Annotated in this window: 17 protein-coding genes and 1 pseudogene; 12 read left to right on the top strand and 6 right to left on the bottom strand. The window is 69.3% G+C overall.

Annotated features, from left to right (window positions below; translation table 11 throughout):
- Positions 1 to 5: 5 nt before the first annotated feature.
- Positions 6 to 893, bottom strand: coding sequence for a LysR family transcriptional regulator (locus tag ITJ61_RS11560; RefSeq protein WP_194686247.1), 888 nt, complete (start codon positions 891 to 893; stop codon positions 6 to 8).
- Between the two features lie 70 nt (positions 894 to 963).
- Here ITJ61_RS11560 and ITJ61_RS11555 point away from each other — a divergent pair, with 70 nt between their 5' ends.
- The 4 genes from ITJ61_RS11555 to ITJ61_RS11540 all read left to right on the top strand — a co-directional run bounded on the left by ITJ61_RS11555 (position 964) and on the right by ITJ61_RS11540 (position 4639).
- Positions 964 to 1947, top strand: a complete 984-nt coding sequence (locus ITJ61_RS11555) for a DMT family transporter (RefSeq protein ID WP_194686246.1) — start codon at positions 964 to 966, stop codon at positions 1945 to 1947.
- Between the two features lie 94 nt (positions 1948 to 2041).
- Entirely contained in the window at positions 2042 to 3208 is a 1167-nt protein-coding gene (locus ITJ61_RS11550; RefSeq protein WP_194686245.1) for an LLM class flavin-dependent oxidoreductase, read from the top strand.
- A gap of 116 nt (positions 3209 to 3324) precedes the next feature.
- On the top strand, positions 3325 to 4002 hold the full coding sequence (locus ITJ61_RS11545) for a CE1759 family FMN reductase (RefSeq protein WP_194686244.1): 678 nt from the start codon (positions 3325 to 3327) through the stop codon (positions 4000 to 4002).
- 55 nt (positions 4003 to 4057) lie between these two features.
- On the top strand, positions 4058 to 4639 hold the full coding sequence (locus tag ITJ61_RS11540) for a hypothetical protein (protein WP_194686243.1): 582 nt from the start codon (positions 4058 to 4060) through the stop codon (positions 4637 to 4639).
- A gap of 202 nt (positions 4640 to 4841) precedes the next feature.
- Here ITJ61_RS11540 and ITJ61_RS11535 read toward each other — a convergent pair.
- Positions 4842 to 6161, bottom strand: a pseudogene (locus tag ITJ61_RS11535) (aspartate aminotransferase family protein).
- Between the two features lie 108 nt (positions 6162 to 6269).
- Between ITJ61_RS11535 and ITJ61_RS11530 the strand changes: the two are divergent.
- A complete protein-coding gene (locus ITJ61_RS11530) occupies positions 6270 to 7880 on the top strand; it encodes a helix-turn-helix domain-containing protein (protein ID WP_194686242.1) in 1611 nt (536 codons plus the stop codon).
- A gap of 13 nt (positions 7881 to 7893) precedes the next feature.
- On the opposite strand, the gene ITJ61_RS11525 is transcribed toward ITJ61_RS11530, so the two are convergent.
- Together ITJ61_RS11525 and ITJ61_RS11520 are read right to left on the bottom strand one after the other, a co-directional pair.
- Entirely contained in the window at positions 7894 to 8373 is a 480-nt protein-coding gene (locus ITJ61_RS11525; RefSeq protein ID WP_194686241.1) for a hypothetical protein, read from the bottom strand.
- A 184-nt stretch (positions 8374 to 8557) separates the two neighbouring features.
- A complete protein-coding gene (locus ITJ61_RS11520) occupies positions 8558 to 10120 on the bottom strand; it encodes a CoA-acylating methylmalonate-semialdehyde dehydrogenase (protein ID WP_194686240.1) in 1563 nt (520 codons plus the stop codon).
- 128 nt (positions 10121 to 10248) lie between these two features.
- Between ITJ61_RS11520 and ITJ61_RS11515 the strand changes: the two genes are divergently transcribed.
- On the top strand, positions 10249 to 11625 hold the full coding sequence (locus ITJ61_RS11515; RefSeq protein ID WP_104330060.1) for an NAD-dependent succinate-semialdehyde dehydrogenase: 1377 nt from the start codon (positions 10249 to 10251) through the stop codon (positions 11623 to 11625).
- A gap of 37 nt (positions 11626 to 11662) precedes the next feature.
- On the opposite strand, the gene ITJ61_RS11510 is transcribed toward ITJ61_RS11515, so the two are convergent.
- Positions 11663 to 11911, bottom strand: a complete 249-nt coding sequence (locus ITJ61_RS11510) for a DUF6458 family protein (protein WP_104239727.1) — start codon at positions 11909 to 11911, stop codon at positions 11663 to 11665.
- Between the two features lie 154 nt (positions 11912 to 12065).
- Here ITJ61_RS11510 and ITJ61_RS11505 point away from each other — a divergent pair, with 154 nt between their 5' ends.
- The 6 genes from ITJ61_RS11505 (at position 12066) to ITJ61_RS11480 (ending at position 17188) form a co-directional block, all read left to right on the top strand.
- Entirely contained in the window at positions 12066 to 12506 is a 441-nt protein-coding gene (locus ITJ61_RS11505) for a pyridoxamine 5'-phosphate oxidase family protein (protein ID WP_194686239.1), read from the top strand.
- Between the two features lie 2 nt (positions 12507 to 12508).
- Positions 12509 to 13630: a class I SAM-dependent methyltransferase gene (locus tag ITJ61_RS11500; RefSeq protein WP_194686238.1), complete on the top strand. Its 1122-nt coding sequence runs from the start codon at positions 12509 to 12511 to the stop codon at positions 13628 to 13630.
- 77 nt (positions 13631 to 13707) lie between these two features.
- Positions 13708 to 15258, top strand: coding sequence for a maltokinase N-terminal cap-like domain-containing protein (locus tag ITJ61_RS11495; RefSeq protein ID WP_194686237.1), 1551 nt, complete (start codon positions 13708 to 13710; stop codon positions 15256 to 15258).
- A 130-nt stretch (positions 15259 to 15388) separates the two neighbouring features.
- The gene (locus ITJ61_RS11490) at positions 15389 to 15727 is read left to right on the top strand and encodes a hypothetical protein (protein WP_104239731.1); all 339 of its coding nucleotides are present in this window, start codon (positions 15389 to 15391) and stop codon (positions 15725 to 15727) included.
- 49 nt (positions 15728 to 15776) lie between these two features.
- On the top strand, positions 15777 to 16037 hold the full coding sequence (locus ITJ61_RS11485; RefSeq protein WP_104239732.1) for a hypothetical protein: 261 nt from the start codon (positions 15777 to 15779) through the stop codon (positions 16035 to 16037).
- A complete protein-coding gene (locus tag ITJ61_RS11480) occupies positions 16034 to 17188 on the top strand; it encodes a zeta toxin family protein (protein ID WP_228496655.1) in 1155 nt (384 codons plus the stop codon). The genes ITJ61_RS11485 and ITJ61_RS11480 overlap by 4 nt, the downstream gene beginning before the upstream one ends.
- A 19-nt stretch (positions 17189 to 17207) precedes the next feature.
- Here ITJ61_RS11480 and ITJ61_RS11475 read toward each other — a convergent pair whose 3' ends face one another.
- Positions 17208 to 18545, bottom strand: coding sequence for a hypothetical protein (locus ITJ61_RS11475; RefSeq protein WP_194686235.1), 1338 nt, complete (start codon positions 18543 to 18545; stop codon positions 17208 to 17210).
- Between the last annotated feature and the right edge of the window lie 63 nt (positions 18546 to 18608).

The raw sequence follows: 18608 nt of genomic DNA, 5'->3' as shown, positions 1-18608 counted from the left end.
GGCCATCAGAGCTCGACCTTCACCGTGCTCGCGAAGTCGACGCCAGTCGCATCGACGAGTGCCCCCACAAGCGGGTGCCATGGGCGAGTGTTGGGCCCGGACAGCACGAGCTGCCGCGGCCTGCGTGCCGTGAGCGGGCGCATCACGAGGTCGTCCGGGAGCATCCCGCGCCCCAGGGACGGGATGACGGCGACACCCATGCCCTGCTGCACCATGCGGAACATCGTGCTCATCTCGCGGACGCGGTGCGAGAAGACGTAGGGGAGCCCGAGCTCGTCGTGCATCTTCCTGACGTGCGTCTCGCATCCGCCCGTCGACACGATGAGGCCGTCGTCGTCGAGCTCGTCGAGCGGGATCGAGTCCTGCTGCGCGAGCGGGTGGTCGGCAGGCACAAGCGCGGCGAACTCGTCCGTGGCGACGAGGAGCCCGCCTGGCGGCGCGGGGGATGGCTCGACGAGGACCGCGGCGTCCACGAGTCCCGCTTCGAGCCACTCGGGCATCTCCTCGTCGTCGCCCTCGTAGATCGACACGGCGATGTTGGGCAGCCGCGCGGACCACAGGGCCAGCAGGTCAGGGACCAGTCCCTGGCAGACCGTCGCGACGGCCCCGAGTCGGACGGTGCCGGACAGGGTCTCGTCGCTGCGCACGGCGCTCTCCAGCGCTGAGACGGAGGCCAGTGCGGCTCGGGCGTGCTCGATCACGCCGAGGCCGAGCGCGGTGAGGGTGATCCCGCCGTCGCGGCGCAGGACCCGGCCGCCGACAGCCTTCTCGAGGCCCGTCACGGAGTGCGAGATCGCCGACTGACTGACCCCCAGCTCGGTGGCGGCAACGGTGAAGGACGCGCGATCCACGACCGTGACCAGCGCACGGAGCTGGGCGATGGTGACGCTCATGAGGTCTCCTCATGTGGGGATGAAGCAGATGCATTTGCCTCATGTTGGGGTGCCGCCAACAATAAGTCCCATGAGACCTACCGGCAACACCCGCGGCACCGTCGCCGCCTTTGTCGTCCTCTCCCTCGTCTGGGGTGCGAGCTTCCTCTTCATGAAAGTCGGGCTCGAGGGGCTCAGTCCAGCGCAGCTCGTGTTGGGACGGCTCACGCTGGGGGCCGCGGCACTCGTCGCGATCATGCTGGTCACTCGGCGACGCTGGCCCAGGGGTCGGAAGATCTGGGTGCACATGCTCGTCGTGTCCCTCGCGCTCGCGGTTGTGCCCTATTCGCTCTTCGCCTGGGCTGGGCAGTACATGCCGAGCAGCCTCTCGAGCATCTACAACGCGACGACACCCATCATGACGCTCCTGCTCATGCCGCTTGTGCTCGTCGGCGAGCGACTCACGCGCACGCAGGTCGTCGGCCTCGTGGTCGGCCTGAGCGGGGTCGTCGTGCTCGCGGCCCCCTGGCAGCTCATCGGCACAGGCCAGGTGCCCGAGCTGCTGCCCTCCCAGCTCGCCTGCCTCGGCGCCACCATCTCCTACGGATTCGCCGGGCTCTACATGCGCCGGTTCCTCACGAGCTCGGGATACGACACGATCACCCTGTCGACCGTCCAGATCGGCCTGGCCGCCGTCATCGTGTGGCTCCTCGCGCCCCTCACCGCGCGGGGCGAGGTCGCGATCGACCTGCCGGTGCTCCTGGCCGTCGCGGGGCTCGGCGTGCTCGGGACCGGACTCGCCTACATCTGGTACAACCGCATCCTGCGTGACTGGGGTCCGGCCCGCGCATCCACCGTCACCTATCTCTCGCCAGTTGTCGGCGTCATCCTGGGGGTCGTGGTGCTGGGGGAGTCGGTGCACTGGAACCAGCCGCTCGGCGGTCTGATCGTTGTGGTGGGGGTGCTCGCGAGCCAGGGGCGCGTGCCCGGGATGCGGGCTCGAACCGCCGTCGCCGCCCCTGTCGCTGCTCCCGTCGAAGGTGTGCTGCCAGTGGAGTCGAGCACGCGGGAATAGATCCGAACGCGCTACGTTGTATGCATATGCATGGAGTTGGGAATCCAGAACCAGGACCGACCCGGCCCGTGCATCCACAACGAAAGGGCTGAACATGCAGTTCGGAATCTTCTCCGTCAGCGACATCACACGCAACCCGGTCACCGGCGAGACGCCGAGCGAGGCCGAGCGCATCGACGCGATCGTCAAGATCGCCCAGAAGACCGAAGAGGTCGGCCTCGACGTCTTCGCCGTCGGCGAGCACCACAACCCGCCCTTCTTCTCCTCCTCGCCCGCCGTGCTCCTCTCGCACATCGCGGCGCTCACGAAGACGCTGCGCGTCTCCACGTCGACGACCCTCATCACGACCAACGACCCCGTGCGCATCGCCGAGGAATACGCGATGCTGCAGCACCTCTCCAAGGGCCGCATGGACCTCATGCTCGGCCGCGGCAACACCGCCCCCGTCTACCCGTGGTTCGGCAAGGACATCCGCTCCGGCCTGCCCCTCGCCCTCGAGAACTACAACCTGCTCCACCGCCTCTGGCGCGAGGACGTCGTCGACTGGGAAGGCAAGTTCCGCACTCCCCTGCAGGGCTTCACCTCGACGCCCCGCCCCCTCGACGACGTGGCACCGTTCGTGTGGCACGGCTCCATCCGCACCCCGGAGATCGCCGAGCAGGCCGCCTTCTACGGCGACGGGTTCTTCGCGAACAACATCTTCTGGCCGAAGGAGCACTACATGCGCCTCATCGACTTCTACCGCCAGCGCTACGAGCACTACGGCCACGGCAAGGCATCGCAGGCGATCGTCGGCCTCGGCGGGCAGGCGTTCATCGCCAAGAACTCGCAGGACGCGAAGGACCAGTTCCGCCCCTACTTCAACGAGGCGCCCGTCTACGGCCACGGGCCGCGTATGGAGGACTTCATGCAGCAGACCCCGCTCTCGGTCGGCAGCCCGCAGGAGGTCATCGACAAGACCCTGACGTTCCGCGAGCACTTCGGCGACTACCAGCGCCAGCTGTTCCTCATGGACCACGCCGGCCTGCCGCTCGGAATGGTGCTCGACCAGCTCGAGCTCCTCGGCTCCGAAGTGGTTCCCGTGCTGCGCCGCGAGCTCGAGGCGCTCCGCCCCGCCGAGGTCCCCGACGCGCCCACGCACGAGTCGCTTGTCCTCGCGAAGTACGGCGACGCCGCGCCGCGCCAGCCGCGCCCCAACGAGAACCGCGGCGACAACGTCACCGGCTCCTCGCCCTACCAGGACACCGCGCTCGTCGCCTAGCGACCGCGAAGCAAGTGCGCGGGGCCGGCCCATTCGACCGGCCCCGCGCATCCGTTCGGCTCCTCGCCTCTCCTCTTGGCTCTCCCCTCAGCTCCAACCCGTTCGGAAGGACTTCCATGACCAACGCACAAGGCGCCTACCGCGTCGCCGTCGTCAACGCCGGTATCAGCGACCCGTCGTCGACGAAGCTGCTCGCAGACCGCATCGAGCGTGGCGTCTCCAAGCTCGCGGCGACACGAGGCCGTGACGTCGTATCGACGCGCATCGATCTGCGGATGCTCCTCCCCGAACTGCCAGCAGCCCTCGGCTCGCAGAGCTTCGGCCCCCAGTTCGAGCGCGCCATCGCGGCGCTCCGCGACGCCGACGGCATCATCGCGGCCGCCCCCGTCTACAAGGCCGGGCCGAGCGGACTCTTCACTTCGTTCTTCCAGACCCTCGACAACGACCTCCTCATCGCCAAGCCCGTCGTGCTCGCCGCAACCGCCGGCACCGCGCGTCACGCGCTTGTCGTGGACGAGCAGATGCGGTCGATGTTCGCGTACCTGCGCACCATGACCGTGCCCACGTCGCTCTTCGCCTCAACCGAGGACTGGCAGGATGCGGGCCTCGGGTCCCGCATCGAGCGCGCATCCGTCGAGCTCCTCGCCCTGATGGAGGCTGGCGTCGAGCAGACGATCCGCGGCGACAACTGGGGCGGCTACCAGCACGAGCTCGGCAGCGCAGGCGGAACCGAGCTCGGCATCGAGCTGAACTCCGACCTCATGCGCATGGCCGCAGGTGGAGGCGCGGCCTAGCCGCGCTGCGGTTTGCCGCTGAGGCTCTGATCAGACCGAGTCGGGACAATGGAGCATGACTTCTCCGAGAACCGACCTCCGAAAGCGCGCGATCCTGGCAGCGGGACAGGGCGCGCTGACCGCCCTCTACTACGCCACCCCTGACGTGATCTCGTCGAGGGCTGGTCGCGGAGTCGCGAAGACGATGCTGGCCCTCGGCGTCGGCGGGCTCGCGGCGTCGGAGTACGACGAGCTGAAGATCGGCAAGCGCGGCCGCGCCGAAGACACCGACCTGCTCGTGCAGCCGGCGGCGCAGGCACCGGGCGAGCTCATCGGCGGCCCAGGCGAGCAGGCTGATGCGCCACACCCGGCGTCGGGCGAGCGACCGAACGGTGAAGACGGTGCAGACGGGAAGCCGCAGAGCTTCTCCCAGTTCTGGATCTCGCTCTCTCCGGCGAGCCGGGTCGCCCTCGGCGGGCTCGCCACGGCTGCTGGAGCCGGGGCGATCCTCGCCGCCGTCGCCGGCGAGCGGTGGATCTACCGCTTCGGCGAGCGTCGCGCCAGCCGCGGGGTGACGGCCGCGCACACCAAGACGGGCCTCGTGATCGGTGGCCTCACCGCGCTCATGGCGCTGATTCCGCCGCCAGAGGACAAGTAGGCCCTCGGCCGCGGGCGTTCCCTGCGGCGCGAAGCCGCGGCTGTCCAACTTCCGTGACGCCCTGCTTGCGCTGACGCCCCGGCGGTCCGCCGGTGCCGAATCGTCACGGAAGTTGGCCAGGAAACGCGATTCCGTTCGCGGCGACGCCCATTGCCGCAGCAGTCCAGTCGTGCAGGAGCGCGGCGGCGCCGAGGCCCAGCGCTCAGAATCCGGCGAGCACCTCGTCGATGATGGCAATGCCGCGGAGCGCATCGGCGTCGGTGATGACGGCGGGTGGCACGACGTGGATGCGGTTGTCTGCGACGAACGGCAGCAGGCCGCGGGCCACGAGCTGCGACTTGATGGTCGCCATGTCGGCCGCGGCGAGCGGGGCGCGCGTCAGCGGGTCGCTGACCAGCTCGACCGCCCAGAAGACGCCCTTGCCGCGCACCTCGCCGACGACGTCGTGGCGTGCGGCAAGCTCGTGCAGTGCGGGGCCGATGACCTCGCGTCCGAGGCGGGCCGCGTTCTCGACGATGCCCTCCTCCTCCATGGTCTCGAGGGTCGCGACGATGGATGCGGCGGCCAGTGGATGCCCCGAGTACGTGAGCCCGCCTGGGAAGACCTCCCCGTCGAAGCGCGCGGCGATCTCCTCGGAGATGACGACCCCGCCGACCGGCACGTAGCCCGAGTTGACGCCCTTCGCGAAGGTGATGAGGTCGGGACGGACATCGTAGGCATCGAACGCGAACCACTCGCCGGTCCGCCCGAACCCGGCCATGACCTCGTCGAGGATGAGCAGGACGCCGTAGCGGTCGCAGATCTCCCGCACACCGGCAAGGTACCCGGGCGGCGGCACGAGCACGCCAGCGGTTCCGGGGATGCTCTCGATGAGGATGGCCGCGACGGACGCGGGGCCCTCCGCCTGGACGACGCGCTCGAGGTGTCGAAGTGCCCGTGCGCTCTCCTGCTCGGGCGTCTCGGCCCAGAATTCCGAGCGGTACAGGTACGGGCCGAAGGCGTGCACGTGGCCGCGCGCGTACTCGTTGGGGATGCGTCGCCAGTCGCCGGTCGCGACGATCGCGGCTCCCGTGTTGCCGTGGTAGCTGCGTTACAGGGACACGACCTTGTCGCGCCCCGTCGAGAGGCGGGCCATGCGAATCGCGTTCTCGACCGCATCCGCACCGCCGTTCGTGAAGAACACCTTCGAGAAGCTCTCTGGTGCGTGCGACAGGATCAGCTCCGCCGCCTTCGCCCTTGTCTCGTTGGCGTGCGCCGGGGCGATCGTCACGAGCTTCGCGGCCTGCTCCTGGATGGCCGCGATGACCTTCGGGTGCTGGTAGCCGATCGTGACGTTCACGAGCTGGCTCGAGAAATCGAGGTACTCGTCGCCGTCGAAGTCCCACAGTCTCGCGCCTTCGCCGCGGGCGATGGGCAGCGGCGAGATCTTCCCCTGAGCTGACCAGGAGTGGAACACCGAGGCGAGGTCGCGCTCGCGAACGTCCGTGTTGCTGAGGTGGGGGCTGAGGGTGGGAGCGGTCATGTCTCCACTCTGCGGCCCGGAATGCGTCGCGTTCGTGGTCAAATCGGTGAGAATGGGTGCCATGACTCGACAAAAGCGTCAGCATGGTTCCGCGCCCAGGGGGCTGGCGTGAGTGTCACGCTGCGCGAGCTCGTGGAGGAGACCGAGTTCAAGCTGCGGGTGCTGCACGCCGCGGACGCGAGCGCACTGGAACGCGAGCTCGTGTGGGCGCACAGCTCCGACCTCGGCGACCCGACACCGTGGCTCGAAGCCGGCCAGCTCCTGCTCACCGACGGCATGCAGTTCGCGGTGTCCGAGGCGCCGGACCCCGGAGCGCAGCCGCAGAGCGCCGCGAACGGACTGCGCTCGCCGGTCTCCGCGACCGCGACCGTTCGATTCCAAGCGCTCGCCAGCGAGGACGTCTTCGACGCGTATGTCGCCCGACTGCGGGCGGCCGACATCGCGGCGCTCGGCTTCGCGACCGAGGTCATCCACGCGGAGGTGCCCGCTGCCCTCGTCGCCGCCTGCGAGCGCCACGGCCTGACGCTCGTCGAGGTCGCCGAACGCACCCCGTTCATCGGCATCATCCGCTACCTCGCGGACCAGCGCGCCCTCGAGCAGCGAGCACGGCTCGAATGGTCGCTGCAGGCGCAGCGCAAGCTCGCGAGGGCCGCCCTCAGGCCCGGCGGTCTCGGCGCGATCCTCGTCGAGCTCGAACGGCAGCTGGAGAGCTGGGTGGCGCTCTACGACTCGACGGGGCTCCGCGTGGACGCGCAGACGCGCATCCGGGTGCCGGAGAGCGAAGCCCCTGAGATCGAGCGGATGGTGCAGAGCCTCCTCGCGCGCGGCGGTCGCTCGGGGGCGCACCTGCACGGCGAGAGCGGTGACGTGACCCTGCAGACCGTCGGCCAGCACGGCCAGCTCCGCGGGGTGCTCGCGGTCGGCGGGCGAGCCCCGCTTGATCTGGCGGGCAACGACCTCGTCGCGAGCGCGATCGGTCACGCGTCGATCGCGCTCGAGCAGAATCGGGAGCTGGATGCGGCCCGCGGGCACCTGCGTGTCGGCCTCCTGGAGCTGCTCCTCGCCGGCGAGATGGAGGTGGCGACGCGCACTGCCGAGACGGTGTGGGGCAAGCTCCCCGCGGCTCCGATCCGGGTCATGCAGGCGCGGGGCGGTGAACCCGGGCAGGCGCTGCTCGACCGGCTCGAGCGGCTCGCGGGGTCCGGTCCCGAGCCGATCTTCTTCGCCGCACGGGACCACGACCTCGTGGCGATCGTGCCGGCGCGAGGGGGCGAGGCACTGCTCGAGGCGCTCACAGAAGCTGGCTTCTCGGCCGGCGCCTCCGCGCCCGGGGACTGGCCTGAGCTGCCGCGACTGCTCGCGGAGGCGCGCAAGGCCGCGGAGCGCAGCACGCCGAACCGGCCGTCCGTGCGGTTCGAGGACCTCGCCACGACGGGGATGCTCGGCGCGCTCGAGGCGGCCGACGGCCGAGTCACCGCGCGCCGCGTCCTGCAGCCCCTGCTCGAGCATGGGGAGCAGGGACGCCTGCTGCTCGACACGCTCGCCGCCTGGACGGAGGGGAACTGCGCGTGGGACCCGGTCGCGAAGTCACTCGGCATCCACCGGCACACGCTTCGCAGCCGCGTGACCACGGCAGAGCAGCTTCTCGGCATCGACCTGCAGACCTTCGCCGGCCGGGCCGAGGTGTGGTCGGCGATGCGCCTCCTCGACGAGGCCTGACCCCGCGCGGCGGCTACCGCCCGTTCCGGAGTCTGTCTGCGAGCTGCCGCATGCTGAAGGCGCGCTTCTGCCAGAACATCCACATCCCGAACCACACGAACGGAGTGAGGAGGCCAGCGCCCAGCTGGAGCTGGTCGCGGTAGAGCGTGCGACCGCCGGGCAGCGGCGAGACGACCATCGTGTGCTCGAACGTCGTCATGACGGCCATGAGTCCCGACTCCGGGTACCCGCGATCGCGGAGCTCGTGCATCCCGTCTTCCAGGTCGCGGTACTGGCCGTCGATGACCTGCGTGCCGAGCGGAACCACGCCGAGCAGGCGGATCTCGACGCGGTGCGGGCGCTCGGGTGACCAGCGTTCGGGGAAGCCGCCGGGTTCGAGCGAGCGCACTTCCGCGAGTGGGCCCGCCACTGCGCGGAAGGCTTCCGGCCGCTGGAGGGCGTCGGCGAGCAGTTCGGTTGGGCAGTCGAGCTCGAGCTTGAGGAGGATTCGCACGTGTGCATCCTCCCTCGTGTCTCCGCGCGGCACCTGCACGTCTCGCCCGTCCGCGACAGCGGTGTGGCTTGATGCTGCTGCCGCGGTGCCGAAGCGCATCTCGCCACAACTCCGGCGCGGGGAAGCGGGCACGGGGCGGGCGCGAAGCGGTCACAGGGCGCCCGCAGTGCGGGCGCCCCGCCTCCTAGTCGTTTTCGGGGAAGCCGAGGTTGATGCCGCCGTGCTTGGCGGGGTCGAGCCAGCGGCTGGTGACGGCTTTCTCGCGGGTGTAGAAGTGGAAGCCCTGGAGGCCGTAGGCCTTGGAGTCGCCGAACGCGGAGTCTTTCCAGCCGCCGAAGGAGTAGTAGGCGACGGGGACGGGGATGGGCACGTTGATGCCGATCATGCCGACCTGGATCTCGTTCTGGAAGCGGCGGGCGGCGCCGCCGTCGTTGGTGAAGATCGCGGTGCCGTTGCCGAACTGGCCGGTGTTGATGAGCTCGACGCCTTCCTCGAAGCTCTTGACGCGCACGATGCCGAGGACGGGGCCGAAGATCTCTTCCGTGTAGGCGCGGCTGGTGGTGGGGAGGTTGTCGATGAGGGTCGGGCCGAGCCAGAATCCGCCCTCGGCGCCTTCTGCTGTGATCTCGCGTCCGTCGACGAGCACGTCGGCGCCGTCGTCGTGGGCGATCTGGATGTAGGAGGCGATCTTGTCGCGGTGCACTTCCGACACGATGGGGCCCATGTCGGGTTCTGCGTGGGTGTCGGTGGGGGTGCCGTCACCGATGCGGAGCCCCTTGATGCGCTCGGTGACCTTCTCGATGAGCTGGTCCGCGACGGGTTCGATCGCGAGGACGATGCTGATGGCCATGCAGCGCTCGCCCGCGGAGCCGTAGCCGGCGTTGATGGCCTGGTCGGCGACGAGGTCGAGGTCGGCGTCGGGGAGCACGAGCATGTGGTTCTTCGCGCCGCCGAGGGCCTGCACCCTTTTGCCGTTCTTGGAGGCGGTCTCGTAGATGTACTGCGCGATGGGGGTCGAGCCCACGAAGCTGATCGCGGCGACGTCGTCGTGGTTGAGGAGGCCGTCGACGGCCTGCTTGTCGCCGTTGAGGACGTTGAAGACGCCGTCGGGCAGGCCCGCTTCTTTCCAGAGTTCCGCGAGCCAGATCGCGGCGGAGGGGTCCTTCTCGCTCGGCTTGAGCACGACGGTGTTGCCGACCGCGATCGCGATGGGGAAGAACCACATCGGGACCATCGCGGGGAAGTTGAACGGGCTGATGATGCCGACCACGCCGAGGGCCTGCTTGATGGAGAACACGTCGACGCCGGTGGAGGCGTTCTCGGTGAAGTCGCCCTTCATGATGTGGGGGAACCCGGTCGCGAGCTCCACGACCTCGAGGCCCCGCTGGATCTCGCCAGCGGCGTCGGAGACGACCTTCCCGTGCTCGGAGGTGATGATGCGCGCGAGCTCCAGCTTCCGCTCGTTCAACAGCTCACGGAACTTGAAGATGATGTTCTGGCGCTTCGCGATCGAGGTGTTCGACCAGCCAGGGAATGCGGCCTTCGCAGCGGCGATCGCTGCGTTGATCTCCGCGTCGTCGGCGAGAGCGACGTTGCTCGTCGCGGTGCCGAGGGCGGGGTTGAAGACCGGCGAGGTGCGCTCGGGCGTCGAGGTCGAGCAGGCGCCGTCGATCCAGTGCTGGATCGTGGGAAGGGCAGAGTCCACGTGATGCTCCTCGGGGTGCGGGCTTGTTCTGGCTGAAAACATGGTCAGCCTACGGACGGGCACCGACGTTCGAATGGCGGCTTTGTAGAGCCGCGTCCCGGTATTCGACCAAACTGGCAGCGGGTTTTGCGACAGACTGGCACCGACGAACCGTGCGACCGAGGAGCGAAATGTCCGAGTACCGAGTGCAGAATCCCGCCACCGGCGAGATCATCGAGACGTTCGACGACGCGACGGATGCGCAGATCGAGCAGGCCGTCGCGAGCGCAGACACCGTGTACCGGGAATGGCGTGAGCGCAGCGTGCAGGAGCGGGCCGCTGTCGTGCGACGCGTCGCCGCGATCTTCCTCGAGCGCAAGGACGAGCTCGCCCACCTCATCGCCGTCGAGATGGGCAAGTCCGTGCAGGAGTCGATCGACGAGGTCGAGTTCGCTGCGTCGATCATCGACTACTACGGCGTGCACGGCCCGAGCCTCATCACCGACGCCGAGATCCCCAGCACCATTCCCGGCAAGGCGTTCATCGAGCATCGTCCCGTCGGCACCCTGCTCGGCGTCATGCCGTGGAACTTCCCCTACTACCAGGTGGCGCGCTTCGCGGCACCGAACCTCGTGCTGGGCAACACCATCCTGCTCAAGCACGCGGACATCTGCGCGCGGTCGGCCCTGACCATTCAGGAGATCATGGAGCAGGCCGGCGTCCCGGTCGGGGGCTACCAGAACGTCTTCGCGTCGCACGATCAGATCGCGACGCTCATCGCCGACTCGCGCGTGCAGGGAATCTCGCTCACGGGCTCCGAACGTGCTGGGGCGATCATCGGGGCGCAGGCGGGCCGGAACCTGAAGAAGTGCGTGCTCGAGCTCGGCGGCATCGACCCCATGATCGTGCTCGACTCGGATGACGTCGCGGCTGTTGCGAAGCAGGCGTGGGACTTCCGCGTCTACAACGTGGGCCAGGTCTGCAACTCGAACAAGCGTCTCATCGTCATGGACGACATCTACGACGAGTTCGTCGAGGAGCTGAAGAAGCTCGCGACGGGACTCGTCCCCGGCGACCAGCTCGACCTGGCCGAGGGCCAGTTCGCGCCGATGTCCAGCCGAACGGCGGCCGAGACCGTGGATGCTCAGGTGCAGAAGGCGGTCGCGGAGGGCGCGACGCTCGAGATCGGCGGAGTGCTGTCCGACGGCCCGGGAGCCCACTACTCGCCGGCCGTGCTCACCGGCGTCCCACGCGACTCCGAGTCGTACGGCGTCGAGCTCTTCGGTCCCGTCGCGACGGTCTACCGAGTGTCGAGTGACGAGGAGGCGCTCGACCTCGCGAACGACTGCGCGCTTGGTCTCGGTGGCTCGGTCTTCTCGAGCGACGAAGCGCGCGCGACCCGTATCGCGCAGCGCCTCGAGGTGGGCATGGCGCACGTCAACACGATCGCGGCGGAGGCGGCAGAGCTGCCGTTCGGCGGGGTCAAGAACTCGGGCTTCGGACGCGAGATGGGCCCCATAGGGATCGGCGAGTTCGCCAACAAGCGCCTGTTCTTCGTCTCCGCCTGAGCGCAGCGGGTGCCGAACTCAGCGCTGACCGTTCAGGTCAGTTGCTGCGGTTCGTGCGCTCGATGACTTCCTGGCCCGTGTTGGGGTCGATGACCTTCCGGGTCGTCGACGTGGACTGCTTGCGGCGCAGCGCCGTGACGAGGCTCAGGATGAAGACGACGACGCCAGCACCCATGAGGATGTAGCCGATGGTCTTGAGGTCGACGAAGCCGTCGAGGTCGATGTTGATGGCAAACGCCAGGATGGCGCCGATGACGATGAGTGCGATGCCGCTGCCGTAGCCCATTGGATGACCTCCGTGTCGGATCGAGCGGACGTCGCTCGGGGGATGCCTCAAGTTTCGCACCGCTCGCGTCGTAACTCGACTCCCAGATGTCGATTCGTGCGCGGCGACGAGAATCGGTCAGGCGAGGGGGCGCCGATCAGGCCATGATGGACGCATGGAAGACGAGCAACTGATCACCGTCCTGAGTGACCAGGAAAGCCGCGCTCTGCTGCGCGCGACGACGTTCGGTCGCATCGCGTTCGCCGTGAACGGCCGTGTGGAGATCTATCCGATCAACGTCGTGTTCAGCGAGCGCGATGGTGAGATCGTCTTCAAGTCGGCGCCCGGCTTCAAGCTCGCGGGGGCCTCCATCGCGAAGGAGGTCGTGTTCCAATCCGACGCCCTCGGCGACGGGTTCGCGACGAGCCTCGTGGCACGCGGGGGAGCCCGGGTGCTCAGCACGGAGGCCGAGCTCGAGAAGGCGGAAGCGCTCGGCGTGCGCCCGCTCATCGCGGCACCCAAGAACGAGTACGTGGCGATCACGGTCGTCGAGGTCTCTGGCCGCCGCTACATCACCGGTGAAGAGGCCGAGCCCCTCATCGACACCATCGCCTAGGCATGCCGGATCCCCTGTTGAGTGCCGCAGCTTCCGGCGTCACCGAGCCCGACCCCGTCGACCGGCTCATCCTCGATGAAGCCGCCGAGCTGGGTGTGGTGGATGTGCCGCTCGCGGTCGTCGGCGACGCCACGGGTGCGCTGGCCGTCGCGGCCGCGGAGCGCTTCGACCTGGACACGGTCCGCACCTTCCACGACGCCGTCTCGGAGGAGCGGGCCAGCGACGATGCAGTGCGGGCGAGCTTCCGTTCGCTCAAGGCCGTTCGCTTCGGCTTGGAGCCGGCGCTGTTCGACGGCGCTCGCCTCGTGCTGCTGCGCCTGCCGAAGTCGCTCGCGGAACTCGATGAGATCGCGCGCCTCGTCGCGGCGCACGCGCATCCAGAGGTGCGGATCGTCGCTGGCGGACGCATCAAGCACATGAGCCGCGGAATGAACGAGACCCTCGAGCGCTCGTTCGAGAGTGTGACGGCGAGCCTCGGCAGGCAGAAGTCGAGGGTGCTGCACGCGAGCGCCCCGAAGGCGGAGCTGCGAGGCGCGGCGTCGGCGTACCCGATCGTGCAGAGCTCCGACGAGCTCGGCTTCTCGATCGCGAGCCACGGTGGTGCGTTCGCGGGCCCGCGCCTCGATCTGGGCACGCGCGAGCTGCTCTCGGCCCTGCGTGACCTCCCCGCAGACGAGCTCCCGGAGGCGGGCCTCGCCGTCGACCTCGGCTGCGGCACGGGCGTGCTCGCCGTCGCGCTCGCGAGGCTCCGACCGGAGCTCGAGGTGATCGCGAGCGATCGATCCTGGGCTGCCGTGTCCTCTGCTCGCGAGACGGTGCGCATCGCGGGGGTCGAAGACAGGGTCGAGGTGCGCCGCGAGGACGCGGGGTCGAGCATCGAGACCGGTTCCGTGGATGTGCTGCTCCTCAACCCGCCGTTCCACGACCGGCACGAGGTGGTCGAGGACATGGCGCATCCGCTCTTCGAGCAGGCCGCGCGCATGCTGAGGCCCGGTGCCAGCATGCTCACGGTGTTCAACTCGGGTCTGGCCCACCGTGCGGCGCTCGAGCGAATCGTCGGCCCCAGCACGCAGATCTCGCGCGGTGCAAAGTTCACGGTGGTGCTCAGTCGCAGGCGCGGCTGATCGCGACGAGAAGTGGCGGATTCGCGCCTCCGGGCGGGCATCCGGTCGGTAGGCTGGGGAACTGAACCGGAGGCGCAATGACCGATCTCATCCACATGCTTCGCGACTGGATGCCGAAGCAGCGCTGGTACTCGGGCGGTGAGGGTCGGACGCCGCAGCTCACGCACCTCGGCAGCTACGTGCTCGCCAACCCGAACGGGGAGGCCGGGGTGCATCTCGTCACGGTGCCGTGCATCCTCGATTCCTCCGGCGACGTCCCGGTCGTGTACCAGGTGCCGATCGTGCTCCGCGAGGTGGATGCGCGCGTTCCCGCGCTCGGGTACATCGGGTCGATCAGCAACGCGGCCGGGCGTGTGAGCGCCGTCGTCGATGGTCCGCACGACATCGCGTTCGCTCGGGCGCTCCTGGCGCTGCTCGAGCGCGAGGGGCACGCGGCGGGGGCCGGTGGGCGGACGGACATCGCTGCGTACGGACTGCCGATGCCCGGGGTCGTGCTCGGCAGCTTCGTGACGAGTCGGGTGCTGTCTGGGGAGCAGTCGAACTCGTCGATCATCTGCGAGATGCGCATGCCAGATGGGAGCGCCGCTGCCCCGCTCATCCTCAAGGTCTTCCGCATGCTGCACGATGGCGAGAACCCGGAGGTGACGCTGCAGTCGGCGCTCGCCGCGGCCGGTTCCGTGCGTGTGCCGCCCGCCATCGGCCACCTGTCGGGCTACTGGCCCGACCCGCGCGTCAGCAGCGGGCGCGCCTCTGGCAACTTCGTGTTCGCGCAGGAGTTCCTCCCCGGGGTCGAGGATGCGTGGCGGGTGGCGCTGCGCGCCGCCGAGACTGGCGACGACTTCGGTGACGCCGCGTACACGCTCGGGGAGGCGACCGCTGAGGTGCATCGCACGCTCCGCGAGGTGCTGCCGAGCGTCGAGGCGAGCGCCCTGAAGGTGCAGGCTGAGGTCGACGCGATGCGGCAGCGCCTGGATGCGGCCATCGCCGTCGCCCCGGCCCTCGAGCGCCTGCGGGGTGCAGCGGAGGAGGTCTACGCGCACGCCGCCGAGATGCACTGGCCGACGCTGCAGCGGGTGCATGGCGACCTGCACCTGGGTCAGGTGCTTGCCGTGGAGGGCAGCGGCTGGGTGTTCCTCGACTTCGAGGGAGAGCCGCTGCGCAGCATCGAGCAGCGCAATACGGCGGATGCCCCGCAACGCGACATCGCCGGCATCCTGCGATCGTTCGACTACGTCGCCGGGTCGCTGGAGATGACGACTGGGCGGGATATCGCCGGTGACTGGGCCGCCCGTGCTCGGCAGTCGTTCCTGAACGGCTACGCCGCGGCCGTGAGCGGCCAGGAGCGAATCGGGCGTCACACGGGCGCGATCACGCTCGACAGCCGGGCCGCGCGCAGGCAGGCGCGTGACTTCGACGATGCCAGGAGCACGCGCGACGCGAGAGGTGGGTCTGGTCCCTTCTCGCAAGGGGGTCAGTCGAGCTCGCTGCCGCTGAGCGCTGCGGAGTCAGCCGCGCTCATCAGGGTCTTCGAGCTCGACAAGGCACTGTACGAAGTGATCTACGAGGCATCTCAGCGGCCGGCCTGGCTCAGGATTCCCGTGCGCGCGGTGCAGCGCATCCTCGCCTAGGGGCGCTGCCGGTCTCGACGGAGCCGACCGCGATGCGTGGTCGGCTGCCGTTGTCCACAGATTCGCCCCTCCACCGTTTCGGGCGCCGCGCCGCGAGTAGGTTCGCGAGTACGCAATCGGGAGGATGCACGTGCCGCGCACCACGACGTTCGACAGTTCACCCGGCGACCCGCGAGGGGTGCCGAGCACGGGAGGCTACTCGCCTGAGGTGTACGACCTCCTGCTGGATGCTGGCGGCAGGCTGGCCGCCTTCTATGCCGCGCGAGCAGCGCGTGCCCGCAGCGACCTCGAGTCCAGGCGGTGGCTGGGGAAGCTCGCCGAACTCCGCGAGGAGGTCGCGGGCGTCGACGCCCAGTCGAACGTGAGCGTCGTCCGGAAGCGCAACGAGCTGCTGGAGCGGCACCGGGCAGAGGCGAGCATCGTCGCCAGCGGGCGCGGCAGCGGCAGGGCAGTCCGGGGCACCGGATGAACGCGACGGTGATTGCGCCACGGCAGACACGCACCACGAGAGGACGAACATGACCGACATGCCCAGCGACGAGCCCATCGACGACTACGACCCGATGATCTACGACGCCATGCGCGAAGCCGCGAACCGGCTCAGGGGTCTTTATGTTGCTCGACAGAATGAAGCCGGCTCTGAACAACAGCGACAGCACTGGCTGGAGAAGCAGATCGCCGTCAGGATCGAGGCGGATGAAGTCGACACGTACTCGCTCAATGCGGTGCAAGCTCTCCGGGCGTCGTTCGTCGCACGGCTCAAGGCGGAGGACCATTGAGCTCGGAGTCAGAGGTCACCCGCGAGCAACTGCGCGAGATCTTTGAGAAGTCCATTCGGCCGGAACTCGATGCTCTCCGATCTTCCCAACGAGCCTCGGAGCCGACGCTCGTGCTTGTTGGAGCACAACCCGGTGCCGGGAAAACGCGAACGGTGGGTCGCGCGCAGAAGGACTTCCGAGGGGCTATCCCGGTTATCGGGGACGACCTGCGAGTCTTTCATCCCGACTACGTGAGCGTGATGCGGGAGGACCCGCTTCGCATGCCGGAGGTGACGGCGCAGGCTGCTGGCGCGTGGGCGCGCATGTCGAGCGACTACCTGCGGGAACGTCAGGCATCCGTGGTGTTCGAGACGACGTTCCGACAGCCGGACGCCGTCGTCGCGACGGCCAAGGAATTTCGCGATGCCGGCTACCGCGTCGAAGTGCGCGCGCTTGCCGTGCCCGAAGCGGTCTCGCGGCTCGGCGTGCTCTCGCGGTACGCGGAACAGGTCCGCGACCAAGGGGCCGGCAGGTGGACCCCACAGGCATTCCACGACGTCGCCGCCGAGCAGATGCCCAAGTCGCTCGAACGGGTCATCGCCGAGGGGCACGTCGACCGGGTGCTCGTCGTCGACCGCGGCGGTCGTGCCCTCCACGCAGCCGACATCGACACGAACGCTGCGAGCACAACCGGCGCGCGCGACGGCGCCGACGCCCGAGCAGCCGTCATCGCCGGAAGGGGCCTCGACAGCCTCACCCCGAGCGACGCGAACACCTGGCTCGCAGCACTCGACCGAGACGCGAACTTCGTGCTCAGACAAGCCGATCTCGGCGGCGACGTGCTCGCCACCATCGATGACCTCCGAGCCGACGCACCCCACATCGCGGCCCGCGCCCACACCACGCAGAGCCCCGCCCACGCGGAGACGTCGGCAGCGCTCGCGGCCCTCGGCGCCCGCACCAGCGCCGCACGCGAAGCCCTCAGCCACGGCGAGCGGCCCACTCGAGCGGGCGCGGTCGAGGAGCGCGCGCAGGGCCCGCGCCTCACCACCGAGCTCGCCACGGCGCTCGGACACACCACCAGCCCACTCGCCGACCCAACCCGCTCCCACACGTCCACCCGTGCGCGCACGCAGCAGGCTTCCCCGCAGCACGAACGCGACGAACGCTGACCTCCGGCACCGCACCCGTTCAGGCGACGCTGCGCAGCTCCGGTTCGCGCACCCGCAGGAACGGCACGTACGGCACGACGAGACGCTGCGCGATGCGGCCGAGCACGCCGCCGTCGGCCGCCAACTCGACCTCAGCGCCACCACCCATGAGAACCGCCACCATGTTGCGCTTCGCCGTCGTCCCCCACTGCTCCAGAACCGCCGAGTGCCCCGTCAGCACGTCACCGAGCGACAGCGCCGCACCCGCAGCGCGCTTCCCCTGCGCCGCACCGAGCACCCCCGTCTCCAAGCGAACCACCCCGGGCGCATGCGCCGGATCCACACCATGCCCGAAATGGCCGACCCGCCCCAGGAACGGCAGGTGCACGTTGATGCCCAGGATCGGACCGACGGAGGGATCGACGGGAGCGAGCAGCGAGTAATGCGGCACGCGAGCCGACACGGGCAGATCGTCGAGCGACGCCACACCGTGCCCCAGCCCGGCACTCGACACGTGCACGACCCGGTCGACCCGCATCCCGAGCGCCATCGCCCGCCCCGTCACGCCGCCGCCGAAACTGAACCCGAACGCCGTCAGCTCCACGCGCCCGTCACGGGGGATCGAGTTCACGAACCCACCCAGCTTGCGCGCCAGCCCATCCGCCATCGCCGCCGACAACGCCAACGGGCCACGCGGGAACCGCCCGCCCTGCCACACGACGAGCCCGGCCGTGCCAGCGGGCGCGAGCGTGATGAGCTCCGACATGGTGTGCGCCTTGCCCTCGAAGTCGAGCAGCCGCGACTCGTTGCCGGGCACGAACACCCCCACCGATGTGACCCCCTCCGCGAACGGAGACGCGAACGGGTCCTCCGACTCCGAGATCGCCGCGCCCACGTACTCGACGATCGAGTCCCGCTCGGGATCGAACGCGATCACGAAGCGCGGCTTCCCGCCGCGGTCGACGAAGCCACGGCCCCCGTGCAGCTCCCGCAGCTGGTGCACGAGCCGCTCGCGGTCGCGCAGCTCCCCGCGGCTCGCATCCGCCAGGATGCTCTTGATCTCACCACCCGCGAACGCACTCGCACTGCCGAGCGCACGCTCGATGGAGGCGCCCGACTCCAAAGCACCGATCGCACGCCCGAGCGACTCCCGGTTGGCCCGCACGCGAACCGACCACGGGATGCCATCGAGGTTGCCGACAAGCAGCGGAACCTGCTTCAGGAGACGCGCGCGCTCGGCCTCCGACAAGGCGCCCCACCACTCCCGCGTCGTCGCGGCCGTGGGAGGCGCGTTCAGCACACGACGCAGGCGCCCACGCGAGATGGGCCGCGACGCGATGAGGCGGGTGAGGTCAGCAGACGAAGAACGGGCTCGCACGCGGAAAGCGTAGCGAGCCCGTCCGACAAATCACGTCGTGAATCTGCCGTACGCACAAGAGGC

The organism is Pseudoclavibacter sp. VKM Ac-2888, from assembly GCF_015351285.1.
In the GTDB taxonomy this organism is placed as follows: Bacteria; Actinomycetota; Actinomycetes; order Actinomycetales; family Microbacteriaceae; genus Pseudoclavibacter.
This window is presented reverse-complemented; position numbering and strand designations above follow the sequence as displayed.